A 24,030-nucleotide genomic window follows, 5' to 3' on the forward strand; every position below is an offset into this window, starting at 1 on the left:
CACCTCCGTATTTCTATGCTACCACGCCTTGGAATAGGACATTTCTATTTTGCATATTTAGGACATTATCACTTTGCGGTTACAGGGTTTCACGCAGATTGGACGTAATGAAAGCAAAAAAAGCTGCCGGTTTATCAGCTTACTGTTTTTCTAAACTGCTTTATGGCAACAGCAAAAATTACGGCGCCAAATGCCAGAAGCGCCAGGGTCTGCGGCAATAGTTCCGTAAACCCAAGGTCTTTTAAGAAAATGCCTTTAAGTATTACATTGTAATGCGTCAACGGAAGGCCATATGCGATAAACTGAAGCGCGGCAGGCATATTGTTTATGGGGAAAATAAATCCGGAAAGCAGTATATTTGGAACAATAAAAAACATGGATGTCAGCATAGCCTGCTGCTGCGTGGAAGAAACCGTGGAAATAAGTATGCCAAGCCCCAGATTCGCGAATATCATAAATAAAGAAAGGGTTAATAAAAGAATAAAACTGCCTTCAAGGCTTATATTAAAAATTAAAAGGCACAACGCCGTTATCAGGACAATATCCGCCAGCGCGAATATTATATACGGCACTGTCTTACCTATTATTATTTCAACCGGTTTTATGGGCGTTACCACAAGCTGTTCTATATTGCCGTTCTCTTTCTCCCTTACTATTGATACCGCTGTTATGATAATGGTTATAATCATAAGAATCATACCCATCACACCCGGCACCATTGTATTTGCGCTTTTTAACTCCGGATTGTACCAGACCCTCTCTTCAAGTTTTATTTCCGGCAGGTTCCCAATCACCGGTTTCATTATCTCCATTTTCTCCGCAAACACATCCGCAGAATAACCCTGAATTATTGAAGACGCCCTGTTCATGGAAATTAAGGACGCATTGCTGTCGCTGCCGTCAATTATTACCTGTACCTTCACAGCCTTTCCTTTTTTTATCAGCGTGTCAAAGTCTGCCGGTATTCTTATGCCTATTAATGCTTTACTATTGCCTAATATCTTATCAATTTCTTCCGGGTTATTTATATTATATTTCACGTTAAAATACTCGCTGTTTATAAATTTATCCGCCAGTCCGCGTGCCTGCGCCGAAGGTTTTTCAATACATATTGCCGTGGACACATGCTTGATATCGGTCGTTGCCACGTATCCGAAAATAATCATCTGTATAATAGGCGCCACAATAAGCATTTTTATCATGCCTGTCCTTTTAATCTCTGTCATCTCTTTTTTAATCATGTAAAACACCGGATGTTTCATATTATATTCATCCTCACATATATTTTCTGAATCTTTTCGCGGATGCCGCGACAAAAAACAATCCAAAAACAAGCAGCAGCAGAGCTTCCGGATACAGGACATTAAACCCCACCCCGGGTTTTAAAAACAGCGACCTTAAAGCGGTTAAAAAATATTTGGCAGGCACAACATAACTTATTACCTGTATTATTTTCGGCATTGAAGCCACCGGAAAAACAAATCCCGACAGCAGTATGGAAGGCAGCATGGTGGCCATTACCGTTCCTATAACAGCCACCGTCTGATTAGGCGCCACGCTGGAAATAAGCATTCCCATTCCCATAGCGGTAAAAATAAACATTACGGACATTAATAAAAACGCGATAATATCTCCCCTGAACGGCACTTTAAACCACAGCATCCCCACAACCGCGACTATTATCACATCCACAAAACCTATTATCACGTATGGAAAAAGTTTTCCTGCCATAAGTTCAAGCGGTTTTACGGGAGTGGATATCAGCTGTTCAAATGTGCCGCGTTCTTTTTCCCTGACAACGGTCAGCGAAGTAAGAGTACCGGCTATTAACATCATAAGTATTGCAATTAAGCCCGGCACGATAAAATTTACGCTCTTCATCTGCGGGTTATACCAGACTCTTGGTTCTGCCATAACAGCAGGGATATTTTTTGGGTTTACTCCCCGCATCTTCACTTTTTCAAGTATTATGCCGCGCGAATACATCATTGTGACGGCAGAGACATAACCTATAGCCACAGTGGAAGTATTTGGTTCTGACCCGTCACAGATAAGCTGTACAGATGTTTTTTTATTATTTTTTAAATCCGAAGAAAAACCTTTTGGCACAGACAATATAGCCCTTACTTTATTTATCCTTAAAGCCTCCACGCTTTTTTTCATATCATTACGCGCGGGTTCATACAGGGTAAAATATCCCGATGCTTCAATTTTTGACACATACTGCCTGCTGTAAGCGGTGTTGTCATAATCAACCACGGATATATTTATGTTCTTTATGTCAAAAGTAACCGCGTACCCATAAAGAATAAGCAGCACTACAGGGGCTAAAAGCGCAATTCCAAGCGAACGCGGGTCGCGTTTTATCTGCAGAAATTCCTTGCGCATAACGGGAATTACCCTTTTTATATCCAGCCTGCCCTGCCCTTTCACTTTTCACCTTCCATTATTTTCTTACCAGTTTTACAAACACGTCTTCCATTGTGGGCTGTGAAACATTCAGCCTGCCGTGAACAATCCCGGCCCTGTTAAGAAGCCCGCTTATTTTATTCTGCACGGTTTCCATTGAAATCCCGGAAATAACATGCAGCATCGCGCCGTGCATTGAAACTTCGCCAATTTCCGTATCTCCGGCCAGAAGTTTATATGCTTTGCCCACGTCCTCTGTTTCCATTTCATAAACCGGAGATTTAAACGCGTGATTTTTAAGTTCCTGCACATTACCTTCGGCAATTATTTTTCCGCCGTCCATAAGGGATATTCTGGTGCAGTTTTCCACCTCGTCCATGTAATGGGTGGTTACAAATACGGTGGTCCCCTGTTTTGAAATATTATCTATTATCTCCCAGAACTTTCTGCGCAGGATAGGGTCCACGCCCGCGGTGGGCTCGTCAAGAAAAACAATTTCAGGCCTGTGCGCAACCGCGCAGGCAAGGGCTATTCTCTGCCTTATGCCGCCGGCAATGCCGGAAACAAGCCTGCCGGCCATTTCATCAAGCCCAAGCTGGTGCATAACCTCTTTGCTTCGGATTTTTATATCATTTTCTTTCATCCCGTAAATACCGCCGTAAAATTCTATATTTTCTTCGGCTGTAAGATTTGTATACAGGGCAAATTTCTGCGACATATACCCAAGCCTTTTTTTTATCTCTTCAGTATCTTTTTTAACACTGTATCCCGCCACAATAGCATCACCTTTTGTGGGTTCAAGCAGCCCGCACAGAATGCGGATGGTAGTGGTCTTTCCGGCGCCGTTAGCACCCAAAAAACCATATACTTCTCCTTTTTTAACTTCAAAAGAAATATTATCAACGGCAGTAAAACTGCCGAAAATTTTTGTAAGGTTTTCCGCTTTCACCGCAAAATTCAAATTAGTTCCCCTTAAGTGATTTTTTCTATGAATACATCTTCAATTGTCACAGCTGCTTTTATTATTCGAGCGTCAGTGCCTATTCTCTGCCTGAAAACATTCATATCATTTTCATCGCTTATAACAATCCTGTAATGAGCACCAAGCGGGCGCAAATCTTCAAGTGAAGCAAGCCCTTTCGCGGACTCCTTTATTTTTTCACTGTTGCCCGTAACTTCATAAACCGAACTTTTTAAACTTTTTTTCAATTCAAGCGGGCTTCCGGACATTAAGAACTTTCCGGCGTACATAAGCCCCACTCTGGAACACCATTCTGCTTCATCCATATATGGAGTGCTTACTATTAATGTCACCCCTTCAGTTCTTATTTCCTGAAGTATTTCCCAGAACTCCCTGCGCGACACCGGGTCAACGCCCGTGGTGGGTTCGTCAAGTATTAGCAGCTTTGGCCTGTGAATAAGCGTGCACATCAAAGCAAGTTTTTGTTTCATTCCCCCGGATAAATTTCCGGCAAGCCTGTCTTTGAACGGTTCCAGCCTTGTCATTTTCAGCAGAGGTTCAAGCCTTTTAGCAAGCGTAATCCTGTCTATGCTGAAAATATCGGCAAAAAATTCCATATTTTCCTGAACAGTTAAATCTGTATATAAAGAAAATTTCTGCGGCATATAACCCATCTGCTCTTTGGCGCCCTCCGATTCTTTTGGAAGGCCATATCCCAGCACAGTACATTCGCCTGAATCCTGATGCATAATACCAGCAAGCATCCTAAGAGTGGTGGTTTTGCCGGCGCCATCCGGGCCTATAAGCCCGAAAATTTCCCCGGAATTTATTTCAAAAGAACATCCGGACACCGCTTCCACTTTTCCAAAACTCTTTTTCAAATTATTTACAGATACTATACTTCCCATTTTGCTCCTTTTATTGACCGGTCCTGATCTTTCCGGTTGCAGTATTTATGGGCTGTGGCTTTTACTCTATAAGTTGATAATTACATCTGCCGGTATTCCCGGCTTTAACATACCTTCATCATTCTTTACGGTTATTTCAACGCCAAACACCTGTTTTACCCTTTCATCTTTTGTCTGAACATTTTTCGGAGTAAATTCCGCGTCCTGTGATATACGGGAAACACTTCCTTTAAAAACTTTATCCTTATACGCGTCTATTTTAACCAAAGCAGCGCTTCCCAGCTTTACTCTGCTCATGTCAATAAGAGGCATATATATGGTAACTTTCGCGGTATTCATATCCCCCAGCGTAAAAACAGGAGTATTTGGAGATACAAGTTCGCCTTCTTCAACGTGCACTTCCATTATTACCCCGTCCCACGGCGCCTTAACCTGCGATTCTTTTAACATTTCATCCGCCGTAATGTATGCCGCCCTTGCCTGGTTATACTGCGCTTCCGCGGCTTCAAACTGCTGTTTTGAAACTGAAGCTGAAGCATAAAGCTCTTTTAACCTGTCATAGGAAGCTTTTGCGGTATTATAGGCGGAATATGCACCCTGACGCTGCGCCTGCACTATCGTGTTTTCAAGGACGGCAACTGTTTCACCTGCTTTTACAGTTTCGCCCGCATCCTTTATTTTTTTTATCACCCTTGCTGAAATTTTAGGCGCAACATCCACCTCTTTTATTTCAACAGTTCCGGATCCTGATATGGACACGTCCGGTTTTGAACAGCCCGCAATTGCAGATATAAAAAGTGCAATAATTATAACCGCTGTATCTTTTTTCATTTATTCTTTCCTCCTTTTATTTTCAGGCAGCATTGAACTTTTAAAATTATCCATAATATATTTTTTTCTGTCCTTTACAAATTTTCCCACTATTAACCTGTCAAATCCTATTTTCCCGGCGATTTCTTCCGCCATGGGTTTAACCATATAAACAGGCGCAAGCTGAACAATAAAACTTATAAGAAACTGATAGATATTCACTTTTTTCATTCTGCCTTCTTTCATCTCTTTATTAAGGTATTTATAAAGTTTACCGTTTATCGGATTAAAAGGAATTCTGCTGAAATTTTCCATTATTATCTTTGGCATGTGTTTCGCCCCGCTTATCACTTCATAAACCATCAGTTTAAGATGGCTTCTGTATTCATCAAACATTTTTTCATATATATTCAGTATCTCTTCCATAACTTTCTCTGTTTTCCCGCCGTTTTCAAAATCAATCCCGTTTATTCTTTCTATTAATATGCCAAAAACCGTCCTTAACACCTGCTCGTATATATTTTCTTTTGATGAGTAATAGTAATGAAGCAGCGCTTTGTTTACCTTTGCCCTGTCTGCTATCCTCTGCGTCCTTGCGCCATAATAGCCGTATTCCACAAATTCATCAGACGCGGCTTTAAGTATTCTTTCTTTTGCCTTTAACTCTTTTTGTGGATCCTGTTTTTTTGACACTTTTAACCTCCGTATTCTTTCCGGTGAAAACAAAGTAAAAATTCCAGTCCGGGATAAAAATTTTTATTTCAGCAGATTTTTTCATAGGAAATCAAAATCCATATATAACGGCTTAAGCATAGGAAATGCGGTTTTTATAATTTCACTGTTACCGGAGGTTTTATATTTAATTCCAAGCATCATTTTCATCAGTGTCCCTTCATCAGCCTGCGCTATCACTTTTTTGCCGTGATAAAAAGATACGTTTCCCGGCATATTCTTTTTTGTCCTTTTAATATCAAACACTCCTTTAATGCCGTTTTTTTTCAACCTTTTTATTACAAGCGGAATAATTACTTTCTTTAACTCCTGAAAATTACCGCTTCTGTACATTCTGATGTATTTGGGAGTAATATAGGTTTTAACTTCTTTTTTAACAGGGTTTCTGGATCCTTCTATTTCTATCCCTTCGCCACTGTCATAATATATTTTATTTAAACCTTTTTGTTTTATATACTTAAACGCCTGTTCTGCCAGTGCGTTTACGCTTTCTTCATGACCCGGTAAGTAGCACAGTTCGGATATCTTAAGTGAGTTTAATTCAATATGATTTACAGGGCCAATTAAAAGATAACCGCATGCTTTTCTGCCTTTATACGCGATATATGCCGGCGATATTCCAATACCTTCTGATTTACCCTCTTTTTCAATGTATTTACACCCCAGTATCCACGTATTTATTGACCTGGCTACAGGGCCTGTTTTATCCGCACAAAACGCGGCATGTATTTGTGCCATTGCTTTAATATCACTTTTTTTCATCGGATCAATTCTTTTAATGAAATACCCGTGTTGGATTTTTAGTTTGTCAGGCAAATCTATTACTTTAAATGGAAACATAACCGGTGAATAACCAAACTGCTTATAATATGAAGTTTTGTAAGGATTCAAATACGTAAGGGCGTATCTTTCTTTTTCTATGTATTCCAGGGCATCCCGCGTGATTATTGCGGCATACCCCTTTCCCCTTTCATCCGGTGCTGTTGCCACCCCCGCTATACCTGCCGCTTTTACCGTAACTCCGTCTATATATATATGCCTTGGCAGAACACACGCCATGCTGACAAGTTTTTTCCCTTCATATAACAGCCTTATATTTTTATATGAAAACTGTTCTTCTTTCATTATAGATTCTTTCAGAAAAGATGAATTAAAGACTTCAGCGCTTAATCTTACCGCGTCTTTAATGTTAATTTGATTTGCCTGTTTTATTTCCATTACAGCCGCCTGTTTAATTTAACTGATTAGTTTAACCATCTGGTTAAATTATACAGTATTGACTTCAGAAAGCAACAGCTTTTTTTAATTTAATTTGTCGGCTTGTTTTACTGTGCCCTGTAATTGCCGCATTTAGCAAAACTATTTGTTTCGGCAAACCCGCAGCAGATATCTGTTTGATCCCCGTTTTTATTGCAGTTTTCTCTTTTTAAAGCGCATACCCTGCGGTTTTTTTCCACCCATCCCTGTTCATTAGCCGCTTCCGAATAATCAATTTCTTCTTCTAAAAATCTGCACATGCCGCCCTCCTAAAATAGGTTTTTTTAGCCCGTTAGGATTGTCTTTAACACTAAACTCAAATTTACGCATATGCTGCCGTTTTAAATAACGGTTTGTTGTTCAGCGATTCTCTTTTTCCCCAAAAACCTGCGCTTCAAATACATATATTTCGGTTTTAGGGTCAAGATACGCGTCCTTTGACAATCCGGCTTTTCCTTCACAAAGGTGTTCCATAAATTCCTTTTTACTCCACCCGGTTTCGTCAGCCACCTGCGGAAGAAATACACCTGCAGCAAAACCTTTTTTAACTATTACCCCGTGCCTGCCAAGTTCAATTTCATCAATACCGGACACCCTTCGCTTGGGTGACAGTATGGATACTTCCACATCAATATCTTTAAGCTCCTCTTCATTTACAGGTTCAAACCTTGGATCCTGAGTTGCAGACTCTATCGCCATTTCTTCAACTGTTTTATGTATTGGTTCATTGCTTTCTATTGTTCCAATACAGCCCCTAAGCTGCCCGTGATTATGAATGGTGACAAAAGCGCCTCCCGTCTGATTAAAAGCGGGGTCATTGGAATTAAACCGCGGAATAATACTCTTTGTCACATATTGTTCTATTGTGTTTCTGGCAAGTTTTAAGATTTCTTCCTGTTCCTGTTTATTCAGCATTTTTTACCTTCTTTTCTTCAGGTATAAATACCTTTATATTTTTATCTTTAATAAATTTTTTAAATTCTTCTCCGTCGTTTTTATTTCCCACAATAAGCCCGTAATGCATCGGGACCGCGATTTCAGGTTTGATTAAATCTACAGCTAATGCCGCTTCTTTTGCTGTCATCACAAAGGTGCCGGATACAGGCACAAGCACCACTGATATCTTACCGACATTCTTCATTTCATCAATTAAATCCGTATCGCCCATATGATATATTCTTGCCCCTTTATAATTAATAATATACCCTGCTTTACCGTCTTTTTTGGGATGAAAAGGTTTTTTATTGTTATATGCCGGGACAGTTTCCACCTTAATATCGCCAAGCAATATGGAATCACCCGGTTTAACTATTTTTAAGTTATACCCTTTAAGCTTTTCGGCGGATTGTCCCGTACATACAATAACTGTATTTTTGGAGGAGACTTTTTTAATATCTTCCGGAGAACAGTGGTCATAATGCTCATGTGTTATAAGGATATAATCGGCGGCAGGGCCTGTTTCAATTTTAAAAGGGTCTATATAGATGATTTTTTCATCAAGTTTCAGCATAAAAGAATCGTGGTGAAACCACGTCATATTTTTTATTACCTGCTCCGCCGTCATATTGTTTTCCATGGCAAATCCCCCTATTACCGAAATTAAAATGAATGCCTGCAGCAGAAACAGCTTAATAATGCCTTTACCCATAACAACCTCCCTGCCTGTTTCTTTATTATTCCCTTGACATTATACCTTAAAAAAATATAATATAAAACACTTTGAAATTAACAAAAAATGGGCCCTTAGCTCAGTTGGTTAGAGCAGTAGACTCATAATCTATTGGTCGTAGGTTCAAGTCCTACAGGGCCCACCATTTAAAATAAAAAAAGCGTGCTTTCTTGCACGCTTTTTTTATTTTCAGGCCCTGCAGGACTTGAATCGTTTTGACCGCGTAATTTGCGTTCTTAAAGTAGAGACGCAATACATTGCGTCTCGTTTTTAAACCCAATTATAACTTACACAGTTTATATGCAATATAGGAGTTTTTACAATTAGATACATTTTATCTCACAGGTTTAAATAAATAAACTTTAGACGCAATATATTGCGTCTCTACTTTATAAACCAAGTTCTTTTACATCAACACCTTCAAACTTCAACCCGTCAATAAACGCCTTTATCTCCGCGGGATCATGCATTATTTCCGGCCTGTATTCCACAAGCTTTACCGGTATAAGTTTAACTCCGTTTATTTTCTTATCAGCTATTTCAAGATTCACAATACCGCTTTTATGGGTATCTTCGCGTTCAAGGTCAAAAACAAAATTTCCCAAACCATAAAATATGTATTTACCCTTGTACTTTTCAACATCCTGAAAAATGTGCGTATGCGAGCCAAAAATAAAATCCGCGCCGCGGTCAATTAATTTTTTTGCGAATTTTTTCTGATAACTTTTTACCTCTTCATATTCCCTTCCCCAGTGCAGATATATAATAAGAATATCAGTATCAGCCCTGCACGCTTCAATATCTTTTTCAATTTCATCCATAAGGGCCGGTATTGTTCCGTACCTGTTTTTGCCGGCAAAAAATGTTTCATGGGATACATTTGAATAACATAAAAAAGATACTTTTGTACCGTTTAGATATTTCACGCACGGAGCATTTGGCTTCCATAGCGCGCCTTTTCTTATTCCACAGTAATCAATCCCCGCCTTTTCAAGCGCCTGTACGGTCTGTGTAAGCCCATATTGCCCATAATCCAATATATGATTATTTGCAAGCGACATTATATCAAAACCCGCATCTGCCATTGCCTGCGCATCCCTTTCAAACCCATAAAGATGAACTGACTTGTCTTTACCCTGCTTTTTCAGATTTGAAAGGTTTTCTTTATTTACAAGAGGAGCTTCAAGGTTTCCAAATACAACAGATGATTTTTTTAATAATTCTTTAACTTTTGCATAAGGATAACCGCTTCCGTTAACATCTATAACCGGTGACAGTTTTCGTCCGGGCATTATATCGCCCGTCAGGGTGATTATGTCTGAACCGCCTGCATTCTGCGCGCTTACTTTTTTATCATGATGCAGCTGCGCTTTATCTGCCGGTTTAACCGTGGCACAGCCTGCGGTCATTACTATTAGAACAAGTACTCCCGCCGCAGCTGCTATTTTCCAAAAAGTTGTTTTATTAATTTTCCGCCCTCTTTTTCCATATACTTTTTGCCTTCTTCTTCAAGTTTTTTGGACAGATTTCTTTTTATGTTCTCCATCATCCTTGCCTGTGAGTAATCGTATTTTTTCTGCGCTATCGTATTATATACCCTGAAATCAAAAGGCATCCAGCCTTCTTTATCATACGCGTATCCGGCGTCCTTGATCCCAAAATTAGCCGCTATGTTCTGTTCAAACTGTTTTGATAATTTGGGGCTTATGTCTGTTTCCGCCTTAAAATCAAGAGCCCTGTCCACGGTTATCCATCCGGCCCCTTTTACTTTTATATCGCCTGCTTTTCCGTCAGCGCCTTTATCAAGCCGGAAGTTTTTAACATCGATTTTACCGGAAGCCATGCTGAATACACCTGACATAGTATCAAACTCTATGGCATTGCCCAAATCTGAAATGCCTGTTTTTTTCGCAAGGTCTTTGCCCATTTCAAGCGGCCCCACAAGGCCGTTTGTAACGCTGAAATTTCCGCTGCCTTTTACCGTATGCAGTATGTCATTAAACGTCGTTCCTGAAAATTTTGAATTAATGGCGGCTTTACCCTGAACTTTACCTTTAAGGTCATCAATAAAAGTTTTCTTAGACGCGTCTTTTCTTGGAAGTACGGCTATAACATCGTCTATAAGGCGCGTCATCTGTACCTGTGATGTTATAAAATCAAATGAATACGTCCCTTTATTTATATCAGATACCGCGCTGCTGTTTATGTTTCCACTGTATGCTGCAGCTGAAGCTTCCATATAAAATTTATTGTTAACAAGCCTTACATTTGCTATTGTCTTTCCAATCTCTATTTCCTTAAAAGAAATGGCATCGGCTTTAATATTAAGGTAAGTGCCCGGCGCTTTTATGGCCTTCTTTGTTTTAGCAGCCGCTGTTTTTGTTTTTGTTACCTGCTTTTTAGGGGCTGATTTATCTTTTTGCGGAATCAATGCCAGAAGATATTCCACGGCAAGCTTCGGGGAATAAATATCAATATTAAAAACCCCGTCATCAAGGCTTGTCACATTGCTGCCTTTTATTTTTATATTTACATTGCTGCCGGCAAGTTTAAAATCCATATCGGATTTTAAATTATAAGAGGATGTAATTTCAGCTGAAGCGTTAAAATTTTCCACTGCTTTTTTCCCGCGGTACAATACTTCCGCTTTTTCAACAGCTGCCGAATCTGAAAATACAAACTTTCCTTTAACAGAGGAAAATTTAATACTGTTTTTTATATTTCCGGAAAGCGATACGTCTTTCAGCCCTGAAACGGTTTTTTCAGGCAGCATCTTCATAATATCCGGTATGCCGGCAGTTGTTGAAATATTTCCTGACACGTCCTTAAAATTTACAAGTTTAACATTACCTTCGCTTACCGTGCCGGCTATTACAAGTTTCCCCACCGCAATATCAGCGTCTTTTGATTTAAGGTCAAGCCTTAACTGAGATTTTAAATCCACAGGTATAACATAACTGCCGTAAACCGCGGTAAAATCCGATTTAATATCCACAGGAACAGCCGCGCTTAACAGCAGGTTTCCGGTTGAAAAATTAAAGTCTTTTAACTGCGCATTTACCGCTTTTGCTTTTGAAACATCGGAATATATAAAGTTGCCTTTTTTTACCGCCACTCCCGTTACTATTATATTATTGAATAAAGGTTTGTCCGCTTTTTTCTCTTTTTTCGCAGTTTTTTGTTTTGCAGCTTTTTTTTCACCGTTTAACATATCAGAGAAACTAAACTTTCCGTCAGGCTGTTTAATTATTTTTACGTAAGGAGAAACAAGCTCTATTTTGTTAATAATAAGGTCTTTTTTTAAAAGGGCTAAAAGATTATATTTAAATATGACACTTTCAGCCTGAAGGAAGTTTTCTTTATTTGAAGCGCCGGCCTCTTTAATATAAACATTGCTTATCTCTATCCCTTTAAAAATATTAAATTTAAGCTCTCCAAGGCCTATTTCACGCCCTGTAGCTTCAGATGCTTCTTTTATTACAATCTGCCTGATTTTTTCAGGCGGAAACATGATATAAACAGCCGCCGTGGCTGCCCCAAGTAATAGTATTATTATTCCTGTAATTATTAACATAACTTTTATAAATTTTTTCATTATATTACCTCCTTACATTTGACGTCATTTTAGCAGAAAGGGTTGCATAATGCATATACAAAACTTATACATTCAGGCTTTATACCCTATAAAAACAAAATGGCCGGCGGGGCCTCACAGGGCCCGCGCCGGCCGGAAAACAAAGGGCGTCAATAAACGGTTTATGGTTTTTGCCTTAAACCGTGATATATGCTATTGGGGTAACAATATTATACAGCCGCCTTTAAGTTTTCCTTTTTGTTTTTGTCTTTATACGCGGTGAATTTTTCCCGCGTTGACTTTATCGCGGAACCGCAGATGGAAGATATTGCACCAGCTTCTTTTACCAGTTCATTTAACAAACCGTCTTTTTCAAGCCCGGCAACCTGCAGGACTTCCATAAGATGTTTTGCCTCGTTTGAAAGCCTTTCTGTTTCTTCCAGCCTGGAAAGGAAATCCTTACCCGAACTGCTTTTACACGCCGCCCTGTAGCTTGCGCCGGTCAAAGACGCGCATCTTACAATCATTTCTCCCAGAATGTTTGCCTCTGTCTTGCCCGGCAGTTTCGCACACGCTATTGCCGCGTCTGCCCCGAATTTCAAAGTCCTTTCACACATTTCTTTGCTGAACTGTTCTTTTTCCATAGCTCTACCCCTCTTTTTTCGGGACTCCCTGTCCCATAAATTTAAAACCTATTTCTTTTTTGCCCCTTTTTTAGGTTTTTCAGTTTCTTCCGCTTTTACTTCTTCAGCACCTTCCAGGTCTTCCAGATCATCCTCTTCCTCTTCTTCAACCGGTTCCGGAGCCTGGCCTGCCGCTTTGGCAAAGAACTTTTCTTTTGTTTCCTCTTCTATAGTTGTAGTTATTTCCGGATGTGCCGTCAGGTAATTAACTGAATTTTCTTTGCCCTGCCCGATTTTTTCGCCTTTGTATATGTACCAGCTTCCGCTTTTTTCCACGACTCCAAAATCTACAGCGGCTTCCAGTGTGGCGGGCTCCCTTAAAATTCCCTTTCCAAAGATGATATCAAAGAAAGCTTCCCTGAAAGGAGGCGCGACTTTGTTTTTTACAATTTTCGCTTTTACCCTGTTGCCCACCATTTCTTCGCCCTTCTTTATTGTTTCCACCCTTCTAATGTCTATTCTGATGGACGAGTAAAACTTAAGCGCGCGTCCGCCCGGCGTGGTTTCCGGATTGCCAAACATAACGCCTATTTTTTCCCTTATCTGATTAATGAAAATGACGATACACTTTGATTTGTTTATTATGCCCGTCAGTTTTCTCATTGCCTGTGACATAAGGCGCGCCTGAAGCCCCATATGGCTGTCACCCATATCTCCTTCAATTTCGGCTTTAGGTACAAGAGCTGCCACAGAGTCCACGACAATTATATCAACGGCGCCGCTTCTTACAAGTTTTTCAACAATTTCAAGCCCCTGTTCCCCGGTATCCGGTTGGGAGATAAGAAGTTCGCCCACATCAACGCCCACTTTAGCCGCGTATTCCGCGTCCATGGCGTTTTCCGCGTCCACATAAGCGGCCACGCCGCCCTGTTTCTGCGCCTGCGCCACTATGTTAAGCGCAAGTGTGGATTTACCGGAAGATTCCGGCCCGAATACTTCAATTATTCTTCCCTTGGGTATTCCGCCTCCACCAAGCGCCAAATCTAATGATAAAGCCCCGGTAGGTATTGATTCAATCTTTCCTGTCTGTGTCTGTCCCAGTTTCATAATGGACCCCTTGCCGAATTCCTTTTCAATCTGCGCTATTGCAAGGCTTAACGCTTTTTTCTTTTCACTTTTACTTTCTTCCCTTTTGCTCTCTTCGCTCATTTCTGTTGCCTCCCTTTGTTTTCCTCTATGTTTTTTTTGTACTGCGCCCTTTGTTTCCTTCTTGCCGGACAATTCTGCCGCTTTCCTATTATATTAATTCAGATACTCGTTTAAGTTTCTGCCGTTTACAAATATTTCTGCCACAAGGTCTTTTCCCTTTACCTTTACAACCTTTCCAACGTGTATCTTTTTTCCAAGCACAAGCGCTGTTAACATCTTTACGGCTTTTTCATACCCCGGATTGCCCTTTTTTGGCCCGTGATAACCGGCAAGCCTTATAAAAGCGCCGCTTCTGCTTCCCATTTTCCATCCGTACATTACCCTAAACGCGTCCACTTCACTTACAGCACTTACAATAAATGGCGACATATTTTCATCCTCCTGTTATAGTCCCGGTATGGTTGTGACAACAATTCCCTGTATCATAAAATCATTTGTCAGTATTATCGGTTTGTGTTTAAGGTTGCTTGATTTTGGTTTTAAAAGGACCATATCCCCGCTTTTGTTGAATTCCTTTATTGTGGCTTCGTCGTCAATTAAAGCCACCACAATTTCTTTATTGCGGGCAGTGCCCTGCTGCCTTACAAGCACAGCGTCCCCGTCATTGATACCGGCAAGGTTCATGGAATCGCCCTTTGCGCGCAGCATGTAGTACCTGTAAGGAGGAGAAGCGATGCGCGTGGACACCGGTATCATCTGCTCTATGTTCTCTTCCGCCAGAATGGGCGAACCGCACGCCACCTGCCCTACAAGCGGTACTTCAACGGTCTGGACCCTGCTTTCATCACCGGAAAAGTTTTCAATGATCTGCAGGTCGCCTTCCGCGTTTCTTCTTACATAGCCCTTTGCCGCGAGTTTTTTAATAAGCTCCGCGGTTGACCGCGGCGACTTATAACCAAGCTCCTCCATAAGCTCTCTCACGCTTGGGCTGTGCCCCTTCATCAGGGTGTTTCTTACAGCCTTAATCAACTCTGTTTCCTTTGAACTAAGTGTATGTTTCTTCATGACACAAGTATACACAATGTATACATTTGTGTCAACAAAAATATACAGATTATTTTAATTGTTTTTTGAGGGGATATTTTCAGTATTTACAGAAATAATTAATTACTGCAAATTAAAAATTTAAGTACACCTTTTAGCCCGTGTTTAGACTATATTGCTTCCATTAAACACAAAAACACATCTTTATACTTATTATTTCAATTGCAATATGAAGCGTATATTTTTTGTTCACATAACGACACGGATATCCAGCCCGAGAGAGATGAAGGCATACCATCAGAAACAATATCGCTCCATGCATAAGTATATCCTTTATATCCCCTATTGACTGACGTACATACCCTGACGCCTTTATTTTGGGTGATGGAGATTAACCAGTATTTCTCACCCGAAGAAAGCGTTGTCAATCCAATATCCGCAGTATTCCATCCCGCCAAACCATTTTTTATACCTGTTTCCACCAGCAATGTTCCTGGCTCGCCAGCATTATCAGTATATATTCCAATTGAATAATCCGAATCTACATTAAGTTTGACAGATAATCGGTTAATATTGGCTTCATCACTCATTTCAAACAAACTTCCAACTAAGGAATTTTCAAGAAAATTGTTACTATCATTATCTAAATTATATCCAAATAAGATATCGCATACAGGCGTTGCGGTTGCAGTAGGTTCCGGAGAAGTCGGTTCAACATTATTGGTATTTTGTTTACAACCCGCAAATAACAATAAAACAAAAACAAAAGTTAAAACTAAATTTTTCATTAAACAACCCTCCCATAAATAAGATTTATATACTATAGTATACATTTAAAAAAATATCTATCATCTGCTGTCAAAAAATTTTCATTCACAAATTTAGAAAATTCATATCTTTCATTTAAATTTATTTTACAAAATTATACAATTTCAAGTCACTCACGGCTTTTCTTGCTTCTTTTTTTCAGACCTTTATATTAATATTAGTCATGGCAACACTATATTGCCATATGTCAACTTTAAGTTGCCATAAAACAAAAGCTGTTTAATACGCAGGCGTGTTAACGTTTTTGCAGCTGTTCCTGCGCCCTAAACTTCACTATTTCTGTTATCAGGCCGTACGGTATCGGTTTATCAAGCGGAAATCTTATTGTTCCGCGGGACTGTTCATATTCCGCAAGTTCTTTTTTAAATTTTTTCATCGCAGAATCCCCGTTTGGATAAAAACCTATATGCTTTTTAAAAGCGGCAAAAAAGACCAGGTTGCCGTTTAATTTAAAGGCAGGGACACCGTAACCCATGGCTTCTTGTGCTTCTGGCGCGGCTTTGTGTATCAACGCGCGTATCTTATCAAGTATTGATTTTACATCTTTGGGATATTTTTCTATGAACGCGGTCACTTCCGGACTTTTTTTATACACGCCTGCAGCCTCCTTATAAGATTATTAATAATTTACATCCCGCTGATTATTTATAAATATGATACGGGAATACTATAATCCAAAGCGCTTATGCCTGAAAGTTTTTCATAATTGCAGATAATACCGCCGCTTCCGCGTTTTATTCCCGCTATGTTATCCAGTACACTAAAATTTTTTATATCTTCACTAGCGGGATTGGAAGTCTTTTTTATCTCAAGCGGATGCAGTACACCGTCACCTTCAATAATTAAATCTATTTCCTTTTTATCTTTATCCCTGTAGTAATAAAGCGGCGGCTCGCTTATACCGGCATTATAATAACTTTTTATTATCTCCGCTATAACAAACGTTTCAAAAAAAGCCCCGGACATAGCGCCGGATTCAAGCGCCTGCGCGCTGTTCCAGCGGCTAAGGTAAGCAGCCAGTCCCGTATCAAGAAAATACAATTTAGGCGATTTAACAGCCCTTTTAATCCTGTTATTAAAAAATGGCTGTAAAAGATATGCAATCCCGGACGCGCATAGCACAGATACCCAGCGTTCCGCTGTTGGAAGGCTTATTCCCACGTCAGATGCAATTGAAGTATAATTAAGCATCTGTCCCGTCCTTGCCGCGGCAACTGACAAAAATTTAAGAAACTTTAATTCATCCCCCACCTGTGTTAAATCACGCACATCCCGTTCAATATATGTTTTGACGTATGAAGAATAAAACGCCTGCGGCGAAACTTTGCCGGCATGCAGTGCCGGCATAAAACCTTTTTGAATATGTAAAAAAAGATTTCTATAAGAAATTTCCTGTTTAAATTTTTCTGCCGCTAAAAAATACTTTTTATCAGGAATAAAAGGAGTGTCAAAATTTATTTTTTTTATTTCGCGCATGGACAGTCCCAGCATCTGTATAATACCAACCCTGCCCGCCAAAGATTCACTGACATTTTTCATCATCCTAAACTGCTGAGAACCGGTAAGATAAAACAGTTTTTTCTTTTTTGCTTTATCGGCAAACATTTTTATATAAGGGAAAAGCCCCGGTGCATACTGTATCTCATCGATAATTACAGGAGGCTGATAAAGTTTTAGAAAATTTCCGGGCTCCAGATTGGCGTTTTGCATTGCCACAGGATCATCAAGCGTAACATAAACCGCACCTGCCGCGGTTTTTTCCAGCATAGTGGTTTTTCCGGCCTGCCGCGGCCCGGTGACAAAAACTGCCGCAAACTGAGAAGACATCCCTTTTACAGCTTTTTGAACGTGCCTTCTTATAAACGCCATATAGACCCTCCGACTAATCTAATATCTGATATTATATTAGTCTAAAACCATGTAAATGTAAAGTTATTATTAAACCCTTTTTCAGCATTTACCGCCCTATTGCCCGCCTGCGATAATATCTATATTTTATCAACAGCTATTATATTAGCTGTTTTTCTGTGGCATATTAAATTTTTTTTACTTTATTTTTTACAGATACTTTACCACCATATCAAGTTCGTGTTTGGAAGGCTGAACGCCCGGTTTGGCCGGATATCCAATTGGAATAATCGCCACAAACTCGCCTTCGGGCTCCCCAAGAAAACCAAGCACATCCTTCTGCATTAACGCAAGCACGCCAAGCCACACAGTGCCCAGCCCCAGCGATGTTGCGGCTATCAGCATGTTCTGCACGCTGGCCGCGGAGCTTTGAACTTCCATTATCCTGAAAAAGTCGTGCGCTGTCTCTTTATCAATTTTAAAAAGCTCAGTCCCTCTTCTAATCAGTTCGCCTGTGTTCATTACACCCACCACTACCGGCGCGTTTATAATGCTGCGCGACGCCATCCTTAGAAGCACGGCAGAAGGCTTGGGAAAATTTGACGAGCGCTCCGCCACCATTGCCGCAAGGTCGTTTTTTGCCTTATCTTTTAAAACAATAAATTTCCACGACTGCTGGTTGTGCGCGGACGGCGCCTGATGCCCCGCGTGAAGTATTGTCAGCAGGTCATCATCACTGATATTTTTATCCAAAAACGTGCGTATGCTTCTTCTGTCCCTTATACTGCGGATAGTTTCATTTCTGTCAAGGTATTGATTTGAATTTTGCATTATTACCTCCCGGAATTTTAAATTAATAATCTGCGGCTTTCTTTCACTTAAATAAAGCTGCAGTAAATAAATATAATTATTTATTTACAGATATGTTCACAGATTAAATCAGGATATATTATCCAAAAACTCTGCCGGAGTTAATATCTTAATCCCTTTATACTCCCCGATATTTTTTAAATGCTTATCGCCGCTTATAATAAATCCGGCCTTACCGGCAAGCGCGCACTCTATGAATTTATTATCAGAACTGTCTTTTTTTACCACATTAACTTTTTCATGCGGAGAAACATATATATTATGCGCGGTGTCTGAAAGTACTTCCATTACCGCTTCCATATTGTCTTCTGAAAGGTTAAACCTCTGCATTACTTCCATATATTCATTTAATATTTCCGGGCTTATTACAGCGGTAAGCTTACCGGCAGACCACAAAGCGATAATTTCACCGGGCTTTTTGCCCCAAAAAGATGAAATAAGCACATTTGTATCTATTACAACCCTTATGCTCTTTTTCATTTAACTCGTGTCCGCCTGACTTCTTTTATAACAGCATCCACATCATTAACCCCGTATCCTGACTTCTCTGCGGCTTTGCGGAGTTTTGGCCATAACGATTTCACTTTCATTTCCATATCTTCTTCTGAAACTGATTTCAAAACAGCAACCGGCCTTGAATTGCGCAGAATTACAACAGGGCCTTCCTTTTCACTTAATTTTAAAACACTGTTTGTATCAAGCCTTAAATCCCTGATATTCGCAAATACCATATAACACCTCCAATATGTAATACATTTGTATTACAATTATAGCATCAATGGGCGTCTTGTCAAGAGCGGTTAAATACAACAGATTTTTTAATTAAACTTAAAACCCTATGCCTGCTCTGAATACAGTCCGTTCCACCTTGTAATCAATAAGCCTTTCGCCGTACCCGTGAAAAAACTGCAGGACAACAACAGGAAGAAAATCTTTAGTAAAAAACAGATTCCCGCGAAGCGTTATTTCCTGCCCGCCTTTTAATAAATCAACAGATGACGGGCCGCCCGGATATATCCTTATTGTGATGTCATTCCTGTCAAAAAATACTTTTGCAAGGTTGTTTACAGTAACCTGCATTTCAAACGTGCCCCTGTAACGCTGCAGGTCGGGCGAAGTGGGGTCAGGCGCGTAGGGATACCACACCTTAAATGACCAGTGCAGTTCGTTTTCCTGACCTATGAATATACCGTCCGTGTACCGCAGATAAAGTTTGTTCCAACTGCGCGAATCTTCACCCTGCAATCCGTTTGATTCATGGTCTAAAAGCCCAAAATCAAGCCAGGCGGAACGGGTATTATCAACAACTATCCTGAAAAACATATCGGGATTGTAATTCACGTCATACATGGGATGCGAATCCTCCCACAGCCCCCAGTACATCTGCTGAGTGTAGGCGACAAAAAGACCGCCTTCCTGAATGGCGCGGAACTTTGTGCTTATCTGCAGTTTGGAATCAGGGATACCCAATATGAAATAATTAGAATTATACCCTTCGCCGGGCCAGTGCGGCGGATTGAATTCATTGGAATAAGAATACGCCATAACAGGCAATAAAAGTATCATCAAAACTTTCAGTATCTTCATGTTCACCATCTTTTTAAAAATATTATACGCCCGTATTATTAAGATTCGGCGTTATTTTGCTTTTTATGCTTTAAATCCTTCCAATTCAATATCCTCAATCGCCCTGAAATCTTTGTGATTGGCAGTGCACAAAACCTGCGCGGATTCGGCAGCGGTTGCGGCAATAAGACAGTCCGCGACAGATATGCCACTTTTTAGCCCATGTTCTTCCATATATATAAGCGATCGATGACTGATATCATCATTTATTGGAATTACCGTAAAGTTAAGTTTTTTTATCAGCTTTTTTATTGCCGTACTCTCGTTTTTATTAGCGGCGCCTTTTAAAAGCTCCATAAATGTAATTACGCTTATGCATCTGTCCTTTTCAGACATAATTTTTTCCGCCGCATTTGTATTTCCACGCAAAAGCCATATTAAAACATCTGTATCAAACTGCATGACGCGGCTTCCTTAAATCTTTTACGGTCTGGCGCACGCTTTTCTTGTGCTTTGCCCACATACCAAAAGCCGGATCTTCCAAAAGATTATATTCCCCTTCCGGCTCTGAATTAACAGGATATATAACACCCTTTTCGGTGCCCCTGTGGGTAAGAATAACTTTTTCTTTCCTGTCAATCGCGGCCATTATTGATTTCATTTTTCTGCGAAGGTCCAAAACAGACGCTTTCATAATTACCTCCTTATGTGTACATAACAAGTGTACACATAATAACACTTAAAGTCAAAAGAAAATCTGTTGTTTATTTTCTAAGTTTCAGAAAATATTTTTTCTTTGCGGCGGTTTCGTCCAGAATTTCGTGCATTACTTTGGACCTTTCCTTTATATCCAGCCCAACGGAGCCCTTTTTTGCCTTTATTATTAACTGCTGTAATTATTTAAAAACTTCTAAACCCGGGGCACCTGGTTTTGAATCCGTGTGATAATTGGGGCACAGCCTGCACGAAAGCCCGCATACGCCGATTTCAGGATGTTTTATTTTCATATTATACCTTCAATATAAATACTATATTTGTACAATATACCTTACTTATTTCTTAAAATACTATTTGCTTTCACTAATAGTTTTTTACTGTTTCTCATTAGATATTCATCATTTGCATTTAATGATAAATAAGTTATATAAGGCAGTATTTCATTTATCTCATCAATATTTCCCCTGTTAACTATAATTTTCATCGATTGAACTTTAATATAATTATCATCCTCTATTAAAATTTCTTTTAAATCTTTAAATGAAATATTTTTTTCTTGTATTCTATGATATGACTTTAGCGGATTACCTTTAAACATGAATTGAAATACTTCATTATAAACATACTCTGCATTTTTTTCTCTAATTTTACGAAGCACATATTCTGCATTATAAATAACATCATCACTTGGATCATTATCTATAACGTATTCAAGAAATCTAATTGATCTTGTATCATTTAAAAACCACAAAGCATTTAGAATGCTGTTTCTATACTCTTCATGTGCAAAATAAGCTATTGGTACTCGGTATTTTTTTTTGTCCGTCCTTACATCATAATCATATAGTTTGTTGGTATAAAAAGATTCTATTAATAACTTGGTAGCTCGTTTATCTTTTAACATAGCAGCTTTTATTGGATCTATTATCGGACTTTTATCTTTATTTACAAGCATTGGAAATAAATCTTTACCATTAACTTTAGTTACTCTATATTTTGCAAATAAGCAAACACAAAGATCTTTAAAATCATCATTTTTTTGAAGAAATATTTTATTACATGCAGCTATTATCCTTGGACGATACTCACTTTTTATATAATCATTGAATATTTGCTCATTCTCTTCTTTTGCCCATCTATTTCCCATTTGAATATACAAAAGGTCTCCGTTATATATACAATAATCAACATATCCTTTGATATCTTCTTTATAATCCATTATTGCTATATTTTCTAGTTCTTGTACATATGATTCAAAATCACCAAGACACCTACCACAAAAAGCTATTTTTTGCTGGAAGAACAGCAATATTATTAAAAATATAAAAGTAATTGTTACATATCGTTTCATCCGACTCAAAAGAAGATCTCCTTTTATTTTTTAACTTATACTTTTTTATTTTCAATACTTTTATTGTAAGAATTATATTTTAACACTATAATTGTAGTTCCTAGATTAACTTCTAACTCCCCTTATTAAACACTCTTATATTTCAATGCAAATCTACCTGCTTAAAGTAAAACGCAATATATTGCATCTCTATGAAAAGAACCAAACAAAACTTTCGTGGGCTAAAGACCCGCGTCTACCAAAACTACTGAAAGTTATGGAGTGTATGTTTTCTGCCTAACTACAATCCCATTGCTGTAAAACTCTGACTTTATCAGCCTGCCCTGTTTGTCGTAATATTTAAATTCGCCCGTGCGTTTGCCGTTTTTTATGATACCTTCGTGTTCTTTCACATTACCCTCGTAATAAAAAATTATCCTGCCGTTGGCAGCGCCTTTTTTAACTTCCTGAGTGATTTTTATATCGCCGGATTCGTAATACCATATTAGCTTCCCGTGTTTAAACCCTTTTACTATCGGCATTTCTGCCAGCAGTTTTCCTGACGGATAATAGACTTTTTCTATTTTTTCGGGTTTGGCTGTACACGCCGCCATTACCAGTAACGCTGTAAAAAATATTACGATTTTTTTCATCAGATTCTTCTGCCATCCTTATATTTTGCGTTTGTGTCGGGTTTTGCTTCCTGTTTTTCTTTTTCAAGCACTTCTTTTTCTTTTTTTATAAGTTCTTCTTTAAAGTTCTTTTTATGCTTTCCCTTGTTGTGCGCGGGCTGGACTGTATTGTGCCGCTCGTCAATGCGCATTGACCTGTCAGTGTCAATAGGAGTCAGTTTTTCGTCGCTCATACAACACACCCCCTTAAAACAATTTATTTTTTATTAAAATATTTATTAAGCTTCTCTTTTATAAGCGGATAATCGGATTTTTTACCGGTCCAGATTTTAAAAGATTCCATCCCCTGATAAATAAGCATATCCAGCCCGTTTATTATTTTAGCGCCCATTTTTTCCGCGCGCGCCAGGAACTCCGTTTTTTCGGGATTGTAAATAATATCGTAAACAACCGCGCCTTTCTTTAACTTTTCAATTTCGTATACCACCTGATTACCGTGCATACCGACTGACGTACAGTTCATTATAAAATCAGCTTCTGCAAGAACTTTGTCCTTTGCCGCGCTTTTTTTAATATCTCCTATTACGGCTTTTTTTAATCCCAATTTTTTAACAAGATTTTTCGTCATGGGTATGTCTATATTATAAATGTAAAATTTTGACGGTTTTTGTATCATTAAAGCGTAGCCAATAGCGTGCGCCCCACCGCCCGCGCCAATCATTACCACTTTTTTGCCTTTAAGATTTATCTTTGCTTTTTTCAGCGTGGCAAGAAACCCCAGATAGTCCGTATTGTATCCCGTAAGCCTGCCGTTTACGTTTTTAACGGTGTTAACCGCGCCTATCCTTTCTGCGGCAGGGTCAATTTCATCCAGCAGAGGCATTACAGCGTGCTTATGCGGAATTGTGACGTTAATACCCTTTATATTTTCTTTTCTTACTCGCTCTATCATGGCGGGCACTTTTTCCGGTTCTGTTTCAAATACCTTATATTCCCATTTCATTTTATATTTTTTAAACACAGCGTTGTGCATTACAGGGGATAAAGTGTGGGAAAGAGGGAACCCTATTATTCCGGTGATTGTTTTTTTCATTATCTGCTCC

At 39.2% G+C, this 24,030-nt stretch carries 29 protein-coding genes and 1 tRNA gene; 1 reads left to right on the top strand and 29 read right to left on the bottom strand.

Annotation, left to right across the window (positions count from 1 at the left end):
• Positions 1-134 precede the first annotated feature (134 nt).
• The 10 genes from JXR81_07310 to JXR81_07355 form a co-directional block, all read right to left on the bottom strand.
• Entirely contained in the window at positions 135-1,262 is a 1,128-nt protein-coding gene (locus tag JXR81_07310) for an ABC transporter permease (protein ID MBN2754659.1), read from the bottom strand.
• Between the two features lie 13 nt (positions 1,263-1,275).
• Positions 1,276-2,433 (bottom strand): ABC transporter permease, encoded by a 1,158-nt coding sequence (locus JXR81_07315; GenBank protein ID MBN2754660.1) that lies wholly within the window; start codon positions 2,431-2,433, stop codon positions 1,276-1,278.
• 13 nt (positions 2,434-2,446) lie between these two features.
• The gene (locus JXR81_07320) at positions 2,447-3,370 is read right to left on the bottom strand and encodes an ABC transporter ATP-binding protein (GenBank protein ID MBN2754661.1); all 924 of its coding nucleotides are present in this window, start codon (positions 3,368-3,370) and stop codon (positions 2,447-2,449) included.
• Between the two features lie 11 nt (positions 3,371-3,381).
• On the bottom strand, positions 3,382-4,278 hold the full coding sequence (locus JXR81_07325) for an ABC transporter ATP-binding protein (protein MBN2754662.1): 897 nt from the start codon (positions 4,276-4,278) through the stop codon (positions 3,382-3,384).
• 66 nt (positions 4,279-4,344) lie between these two features.
• A complete protein-coding gene (locus JXR81_07330) occupies positions 4,345-5,109 on the bottom strand; it encodes an efflux RND transporter periplasmic adaptor subunit (protein MBN2754663.1) in 765 nt (254 codons plus the stop codon).
• The gene (locus JXR81_07335) at positions 5,110-5,781 is read right to left on the bottom strand and encodes a TetR/AcrR family transcriptional regulator (protein MBN2754664.1); all 672 of its coding nucleotides are present in this window, start codon (positions 5,779-5,781) and stop codon (positions 5,110-5,112) included.
• An 81-nt stretch (positions 5,782-5,862) separates the two neighbouring features.
• Positions 5,863-7,038 (bottom strand): GNAT family N-acetyltransferase, encoded by a 1,176-nt coding sequence (locus JXR81_07340; protein ID MBN2754665.1) that lies wholly within the window; start codon positions 7,036-7,038, stop codon positions 5,863-5,865.
• A gap of 107 nt (positions 7,039-7,145) precedes the next feature.
• Positions 7,146-7,337 (bottom strand): hypothetical protein, encoded by a 192-nt coding sequence (locus JXR81_07345; GenBank protein ID MBN2754666.1) that lies wholly within the window; start codon positions 7,335-7,337, stop codon positions 7,146-7,148.
• Positions 7,338-7,437: 100 nt separating this feature from the next.
• Positions 7,438-7,992 carry an AmmeMemoRadiSam system protein A gene (gene amrA, locus JXR81_07350; GenBank protein MBN2754667.1) on the bottom strand — a complete coding sequence of 185 codons (555 nt, stop codon included), beginning with the start codon at positions 7,990-7,992 and terminating at the stop codon, positions 7,438-7,440.
• The gene (locus JXR81_07355; protein ID MBN2754668.1) at positions 7,982-8,641 is read right to left on the bottom strand and encodes an MBL fold metallo-hydrolase; all 660 of its coding nucleotides are present in this window, start codon (positions 8,639-8,641) and stop codon (positions 7,982-7,984) included. Before JXR81_07355 ends, amrA begins: the two co-directional genes overlap by 11 nt.
• A gap of 173 nt (positions 8,642-8,814) precedes the next feature.
• Between JXR81_07355 and JXR81_07360 the strand changes: the two genes are divergently transcribed.
• Positions 8,815-8,891 (top strand) — tRNA-Ile (locus tag JXR81_07360).
• Between the two features lie 244 nt (positions 8,892-9,135).
• On the opposite strand, the gene JXR81_07365 is transcribed toward JXR81_07360, so the two are convergent.
• From JXR81_07365 to JXR81_07455, 19 genes are all read right to left on the bottom strand, one after another.
• Complete coding sequence (locus JXR81_07365; GenBank protein MBN2754669.1) at positions 9,136-10,155, bottom strand: CapA family protein; 1,020 nt, start codon at positions 10,153-10,155, stop codon at positions 9,136-9,138.
• Between the two features lie 32 nt (positions 10,156-10,187).
• Complete coding sequence (locus JXR81_07370) at positions 10,188-12,341, bottom strand: AsmA family protein (GenBank protein ID MBN2754670.1); 2,154 nt, start codon at positions 12,339-12,341, stop codon at positions 10,188-10,190.
• A 209-nt stretch (positions 12,342-12,550) separates the two neighbouring features.
• On the bottom strand, positions 12,551-12,964 hold the full coding sequence (locus JXR81_07375; GenBank protein ID MBN2754671.1) for a four helix bundle protein: 414 nt from the start codon (positions 12,962-12,964) through the stop codon (positions 12,551-12,553).
• A gap of 48 nt (positions 12,965-13,012) precedes the next feature.
• Positions 13,013-14,152 (bottom strand): recombinase RecA, encoded by a 1,140-nt coding sequence (recA, locus tag JXR81_07380; GenBank protein MBN2754672.1) that lies wholly within the window; start codon positions 14,150-14,152, stop codon positions 13,013-13,015.
• A 93-nt stretch (positions 14,153-14,245) separates the two neighbouring features.
• The gene (locus JXR81_07385) at positions 14,246-14,521 is read right to left on the bottom strand and encodes a hypothetical protein (protein ID MBN2754673.1); all 276 of its coding nucleotides are present in this window, start codon (positions 14,519-14,521) and stop codon (positions 14,246-14,248) included.
• A gap of 15 nt (positions 14,522-14,536) precedes the next feature.
• Complete coding sequence (lexA, locus tag JXR81_07390; protein ID MBN2754674.1) at positions 14,537-15,157, bottom strand: repressor LexA; 621 nt, start codon at positions 15,155-15,157, stop codon at positions 14,537-14,539.
• A gap of 197 nt (positions 15,158-15,354) precedes the next feature.
• Positions 15,355-15,924, bottom strand: a complete 570-nt coding sequence (locus JXR81_07395; protein MBN2754675.1) for a hypothetical protein — start codon at positions 15,922-15,924, stop codon at positions 15,355-15,357.
• A 275-nt stretch (positions 15,925-16,199) separates the two neighbouring features.
• Positions 16,200-16,559, bottom strand: a complete 360-nt coding sequence (locus JXR81_07400) for a DUF1801 domain-containing protein (GenBank protein ID MBN2754676.1) — start codon at positions 16,557-16,559, stop codon at positions 16,200-16,202.
• A 50-nt stretch (positions 16,560-16,609) separates the two neighbouring features.
• Positions 16,610-17,833 (bottom strand): ATP-binding protein, encoded by a 1,224-nt coding sequence (locus JXR81_07405; protein MBN2754677.1) that lies wholly within the window; start codon positions 17,831-17,833, stop codon positions 16,610-16,612.
• 189 nt (positions 17,834-18,022) lie between these two features.
• The gene (locus JXR81_07410; protein MBN2754678.1) at positions 18,023-18,643 is read right to left on the bottom strand and encodes a nitroreductase family protein; all 621 of its coding nucleotides are present in this window, start codon (positions 18,641-18,643) and stop codon (positions 18,023-18,025) included.
• 108 nt (positions 18,644-18,751) lie between these two features.
• Entirely contained in the window at positions 18,752-19,162 is a 411-nt protein-coding gene (locus JXR81_07415; GenBank protein ID MBN2754679.1) for a putative toxin-antitoxin system toxin component, PIN family, read from the bottom strand.
• Complete coding sequence (locus JXR81_07420) at positions 19,159-19,413, bottom strand: type II toxin-antitoxin system prevent-host-death family antitoxin (GenBank protein MBN2754680.1); 255 nt, start codon at positions 19,411-19,413, stop codon at positions 19,159-19,161. Before JXR81_07420 ends, JXR81_07415 begins: the two co-directional genes overlap by 4 nt.
• Before the next feature lie 97 nt (positions 19,414-19,510).
• Positions 19,511-20,269 (bottom strand): phospholipase A, encoded by a 759-nt coding sequence (locus JXR81_07425; GenBank protein ID MBN2754681.1) that lies wholly within the window; start codon positions 20,267-20,269, stop codon positions 19,511-19,513.
• 63 nt (positions 20,270-20,332) lie between these two features.
• Positions 20,333-20,710 carry a type II toxin-antitoxin system VapC family toxin gene (locus JXR81_07430; GenBank protein ID MBN2754682.1) on the bottom strand — a complete coding sequence of 126 codons (378 nt, stop codon included), beginning with the start codon at positions 20,708-20,710 and terminating at the stop codon, positions 20,333-20,335.
• Entirely contained in the window at positions 20,700-20,942 is a 243-nt protein-coding gene (locus JXR81_07435; GenBank protein ID MBN2754683.1) for a hypothetical protein, read from the bottom strand. Before JXR81_07435 ends, JXR81_07430 begins: the two co-directional genes overlap by 11 nt.
• 354 nt (positions 20,943-21,296) lie before the next feature.
• Positions 21,297-22,316, bottom strand: coding sequence for a hypothetical protein (locus JXR81_07440; GenBank protein MBN2754684.1), 1,020 nt, complete (start codon positions 22,314-22,316; stop codon positions 21,297-21,299).
• A 254-nt stretch (positions 22,317-22,570) separates the two neighbouring features.
• Entirely contained in the window at positions 22,571-22,948 is a 378-nt protein-coding gene (locus JXR81_07445) for a hypothetical protein (protein MBN2754685.1), read from the bottom strand.
• Complete coding sequence (locus JXR81_07450; GenBank protein ID MBN2754686.1) at positions 22,948-23,160, bottom strand: hypothetical protein; 213 nt, start codon at positions 23,158-23,160, stop codon at positions 22,948-22,950. The genes JXR81_07445 and JXR81_07450 overlap by 1 nt, the downstream gene beginning before the upstream one ends.
• A gap of 23 nt (positions 23,161-23,183) precedes the next feature.
• Positions 23,184-24,020 (bottom strand): shikimate dehydrogenase, encoded by an 837-nt coding sequence (locus tag JXR81_07455; GenBank protein MBN2754687.1) that lies wholly within the window; start codon positions 24,018-24,020, stop codon positions 23,184-23,186.
• Between the last annotated feature and the right edge of the window lie 10 nt (positions 24,021-24,030).

This window comes from Candidatus Goldiibacteriota bacterium, assembly GCA_016937715.1.
Classification (GTDB): domain Bacteria; phylum Oederibacteriota; class PGYV01; order PGYV01; family PGYV01; genus PGYV01.

Bases quoted from the DNA above. Each gene is read 5' to 3' on its own strand.
- JXR81_07310 (MBN2754659.1), bottom strand. From the start codon at position 1,262: ATGAAACATCCGGTGTTTTACATGATTAAAAAAGAGATGACAGAGATT.
- JXR81_07325 (MBN2754662.1), bottom strand. From the start codon at position 4,278: ATGGGAAGTATAGTATCTGTAAATAATTTGAAAAAGAGTTTTGGAAAA.
- JXR81_07330 (MBN2754663.1), bottom strand. From the start codon at position 5,109: ATGAAAAAAGATACAGCGGTTATAATTATTGCACTTTTTATATCTGCA.
- JXR81_07340 (MBN2754665.1), bottom strand. From the start codon at position 7,038: ATGGAAATAAAACAGGCAAATCAAATTAACATTAAAGACGCGGTAAGA.
- JXR81_07345 (MBN2754666.1), bottom strand. From the start codon at position 7,337: ATGTGCAGATTTTTAGAAGAAGAAATTGATTATTCGGAAGCGGCTAAT.
- amrA (MBN2754667.1), bottom strand. From the start codon at position 7,992: ATGCTGAATAAACAGGAACAGGAAGAAATCTTAAAACTTGCCAGAAAC.
- JXR81_07355 (MBN2754668.1), bottom strand. From the start codon at position 8,641: ATGACGGCGGAGCAGGTAATAAAAAATATGACGTGGTTTCACCACGAT.
- JXR81_07365 (MBN2754669.1), bottom strand. From the start codon at position 10,155: ATGACCGCAGGCTGTGCCACGGTTAAACCGGCAGATAAAGCGCAGCTG.
- JXR81_07370 (MBN2754670.1), bottom strand. From the start codon at position 12,341: ATGAAAAAATTTATAAAAGTTATGTTAATAATTACAGGAATAATAATA.
- JXR81_07375 (MBN2754671.1), bottom strand. From the start codon at position 12,964: ATGGAAAAAGAACAGTTCAGCAAAGAAATGTGTGAAAGGACTTTGAAA.
- recA (MBN2754672.1), bottom strand. From the start codon at position 14,152: ATGAGCGAAGAGAGCAAAAGGGAAGAAAGTAAAAGTGAAAAGAAAAAA.
- JXR81_07385 (MBN2754673.1), bottom strand. From the start codon at position 14,521: ATGTCGCCATTTATTGTAAGTGCTGTAAGTGAAGTGGACGCGTTTAGG.
- lexA (MBN2754674.1), bottom strand. From the start codon at position 15,157: ATGAAGAAACATACACTTAGTTCAAAGGAAACAGAGTTGATTAAGGCT.
- JXR81_07395 (MBN2754675.1), bottom strand. From the start codon at position 15,924: ATGAAAAATTTAGTTTTAACTTTTGTTTTTGTTTTATTGTTATTTGCG.
- JXR81_07405 (MBN2754677.1), bottom strand. From the start codon at position 17,833: ATGGCGTTTATAAGAAGGCACGTTCAAAAAGCTGTAAAAGGGATGTCT.
- JXR81_07410 (MBN2754678.1), bottom strand. From the start codon at position 18,643: ATGCAAAATTCAAATCAATACCTTGACAGAAATGAAACTATCCGCAGT.
- JXR81_07415 (MBN2754679.1), bottom strand. From the start codon at position 19,162: ATGAAAAAGAGCATAAGGGTTGTAATAGATACAAATGTGCTTATTTCA.
- JXR81_07420 (MBN2754680.1), bottom strand. From the start codon at position 19,413: ATGGTATTTGCGAATATCAGGGATTTAAGGCTTGATACAAACAGTGTT.
- JXR81_07425 (MBN2754681.1), bottom strand. From the start codon at position 20,269: ATGAAGATACTGAAAGTTTTGATGATACTTTTATTGCCTGTTATGGCG.
- JXR81_07430 (MBN2754682.1), bottom strand. From the start codon at position 20,710: ATGCAGTTTGATACAGATGTTTTAATATGGCTTTTGCGTGGAAATACA.
- JXR81_07435 (MBN2754683.1), bottom strand. From the start codon at position 20,942: ATGAAAGCGTCTGTTTTGGACCTTCGCAGAAAAATGAAATCAATAATG.
- JXR81_07440 (MBN2754684.1), bottom strand. From the start codon at position 22,316: ATGAAACGATATGTAACAATTACTTTTATATTTTTAATAATATTGCTG.
- JXR81_07445 (MBN2754685.1), bottom strand. From the start codon at position 22,948: ATGAAAAAAATCGTAATATTTTTTACAGCGTTACTGGTAATGGCGGCG.
- JXR81_07450 (MBN2754686.1), bottom strand. From the start codon at position 23,160: ATGAGCGACGAAAAACTGACTCCTATTGACACTGACAGGTCAATGCGC.
- JXR81_07455 (MBN2754687.1), bottom strand. From the start codon at position 24,020: ATGAAAAAAACAATCACCGGAATAATAGGGTTCCCTCTTTCCCACACT.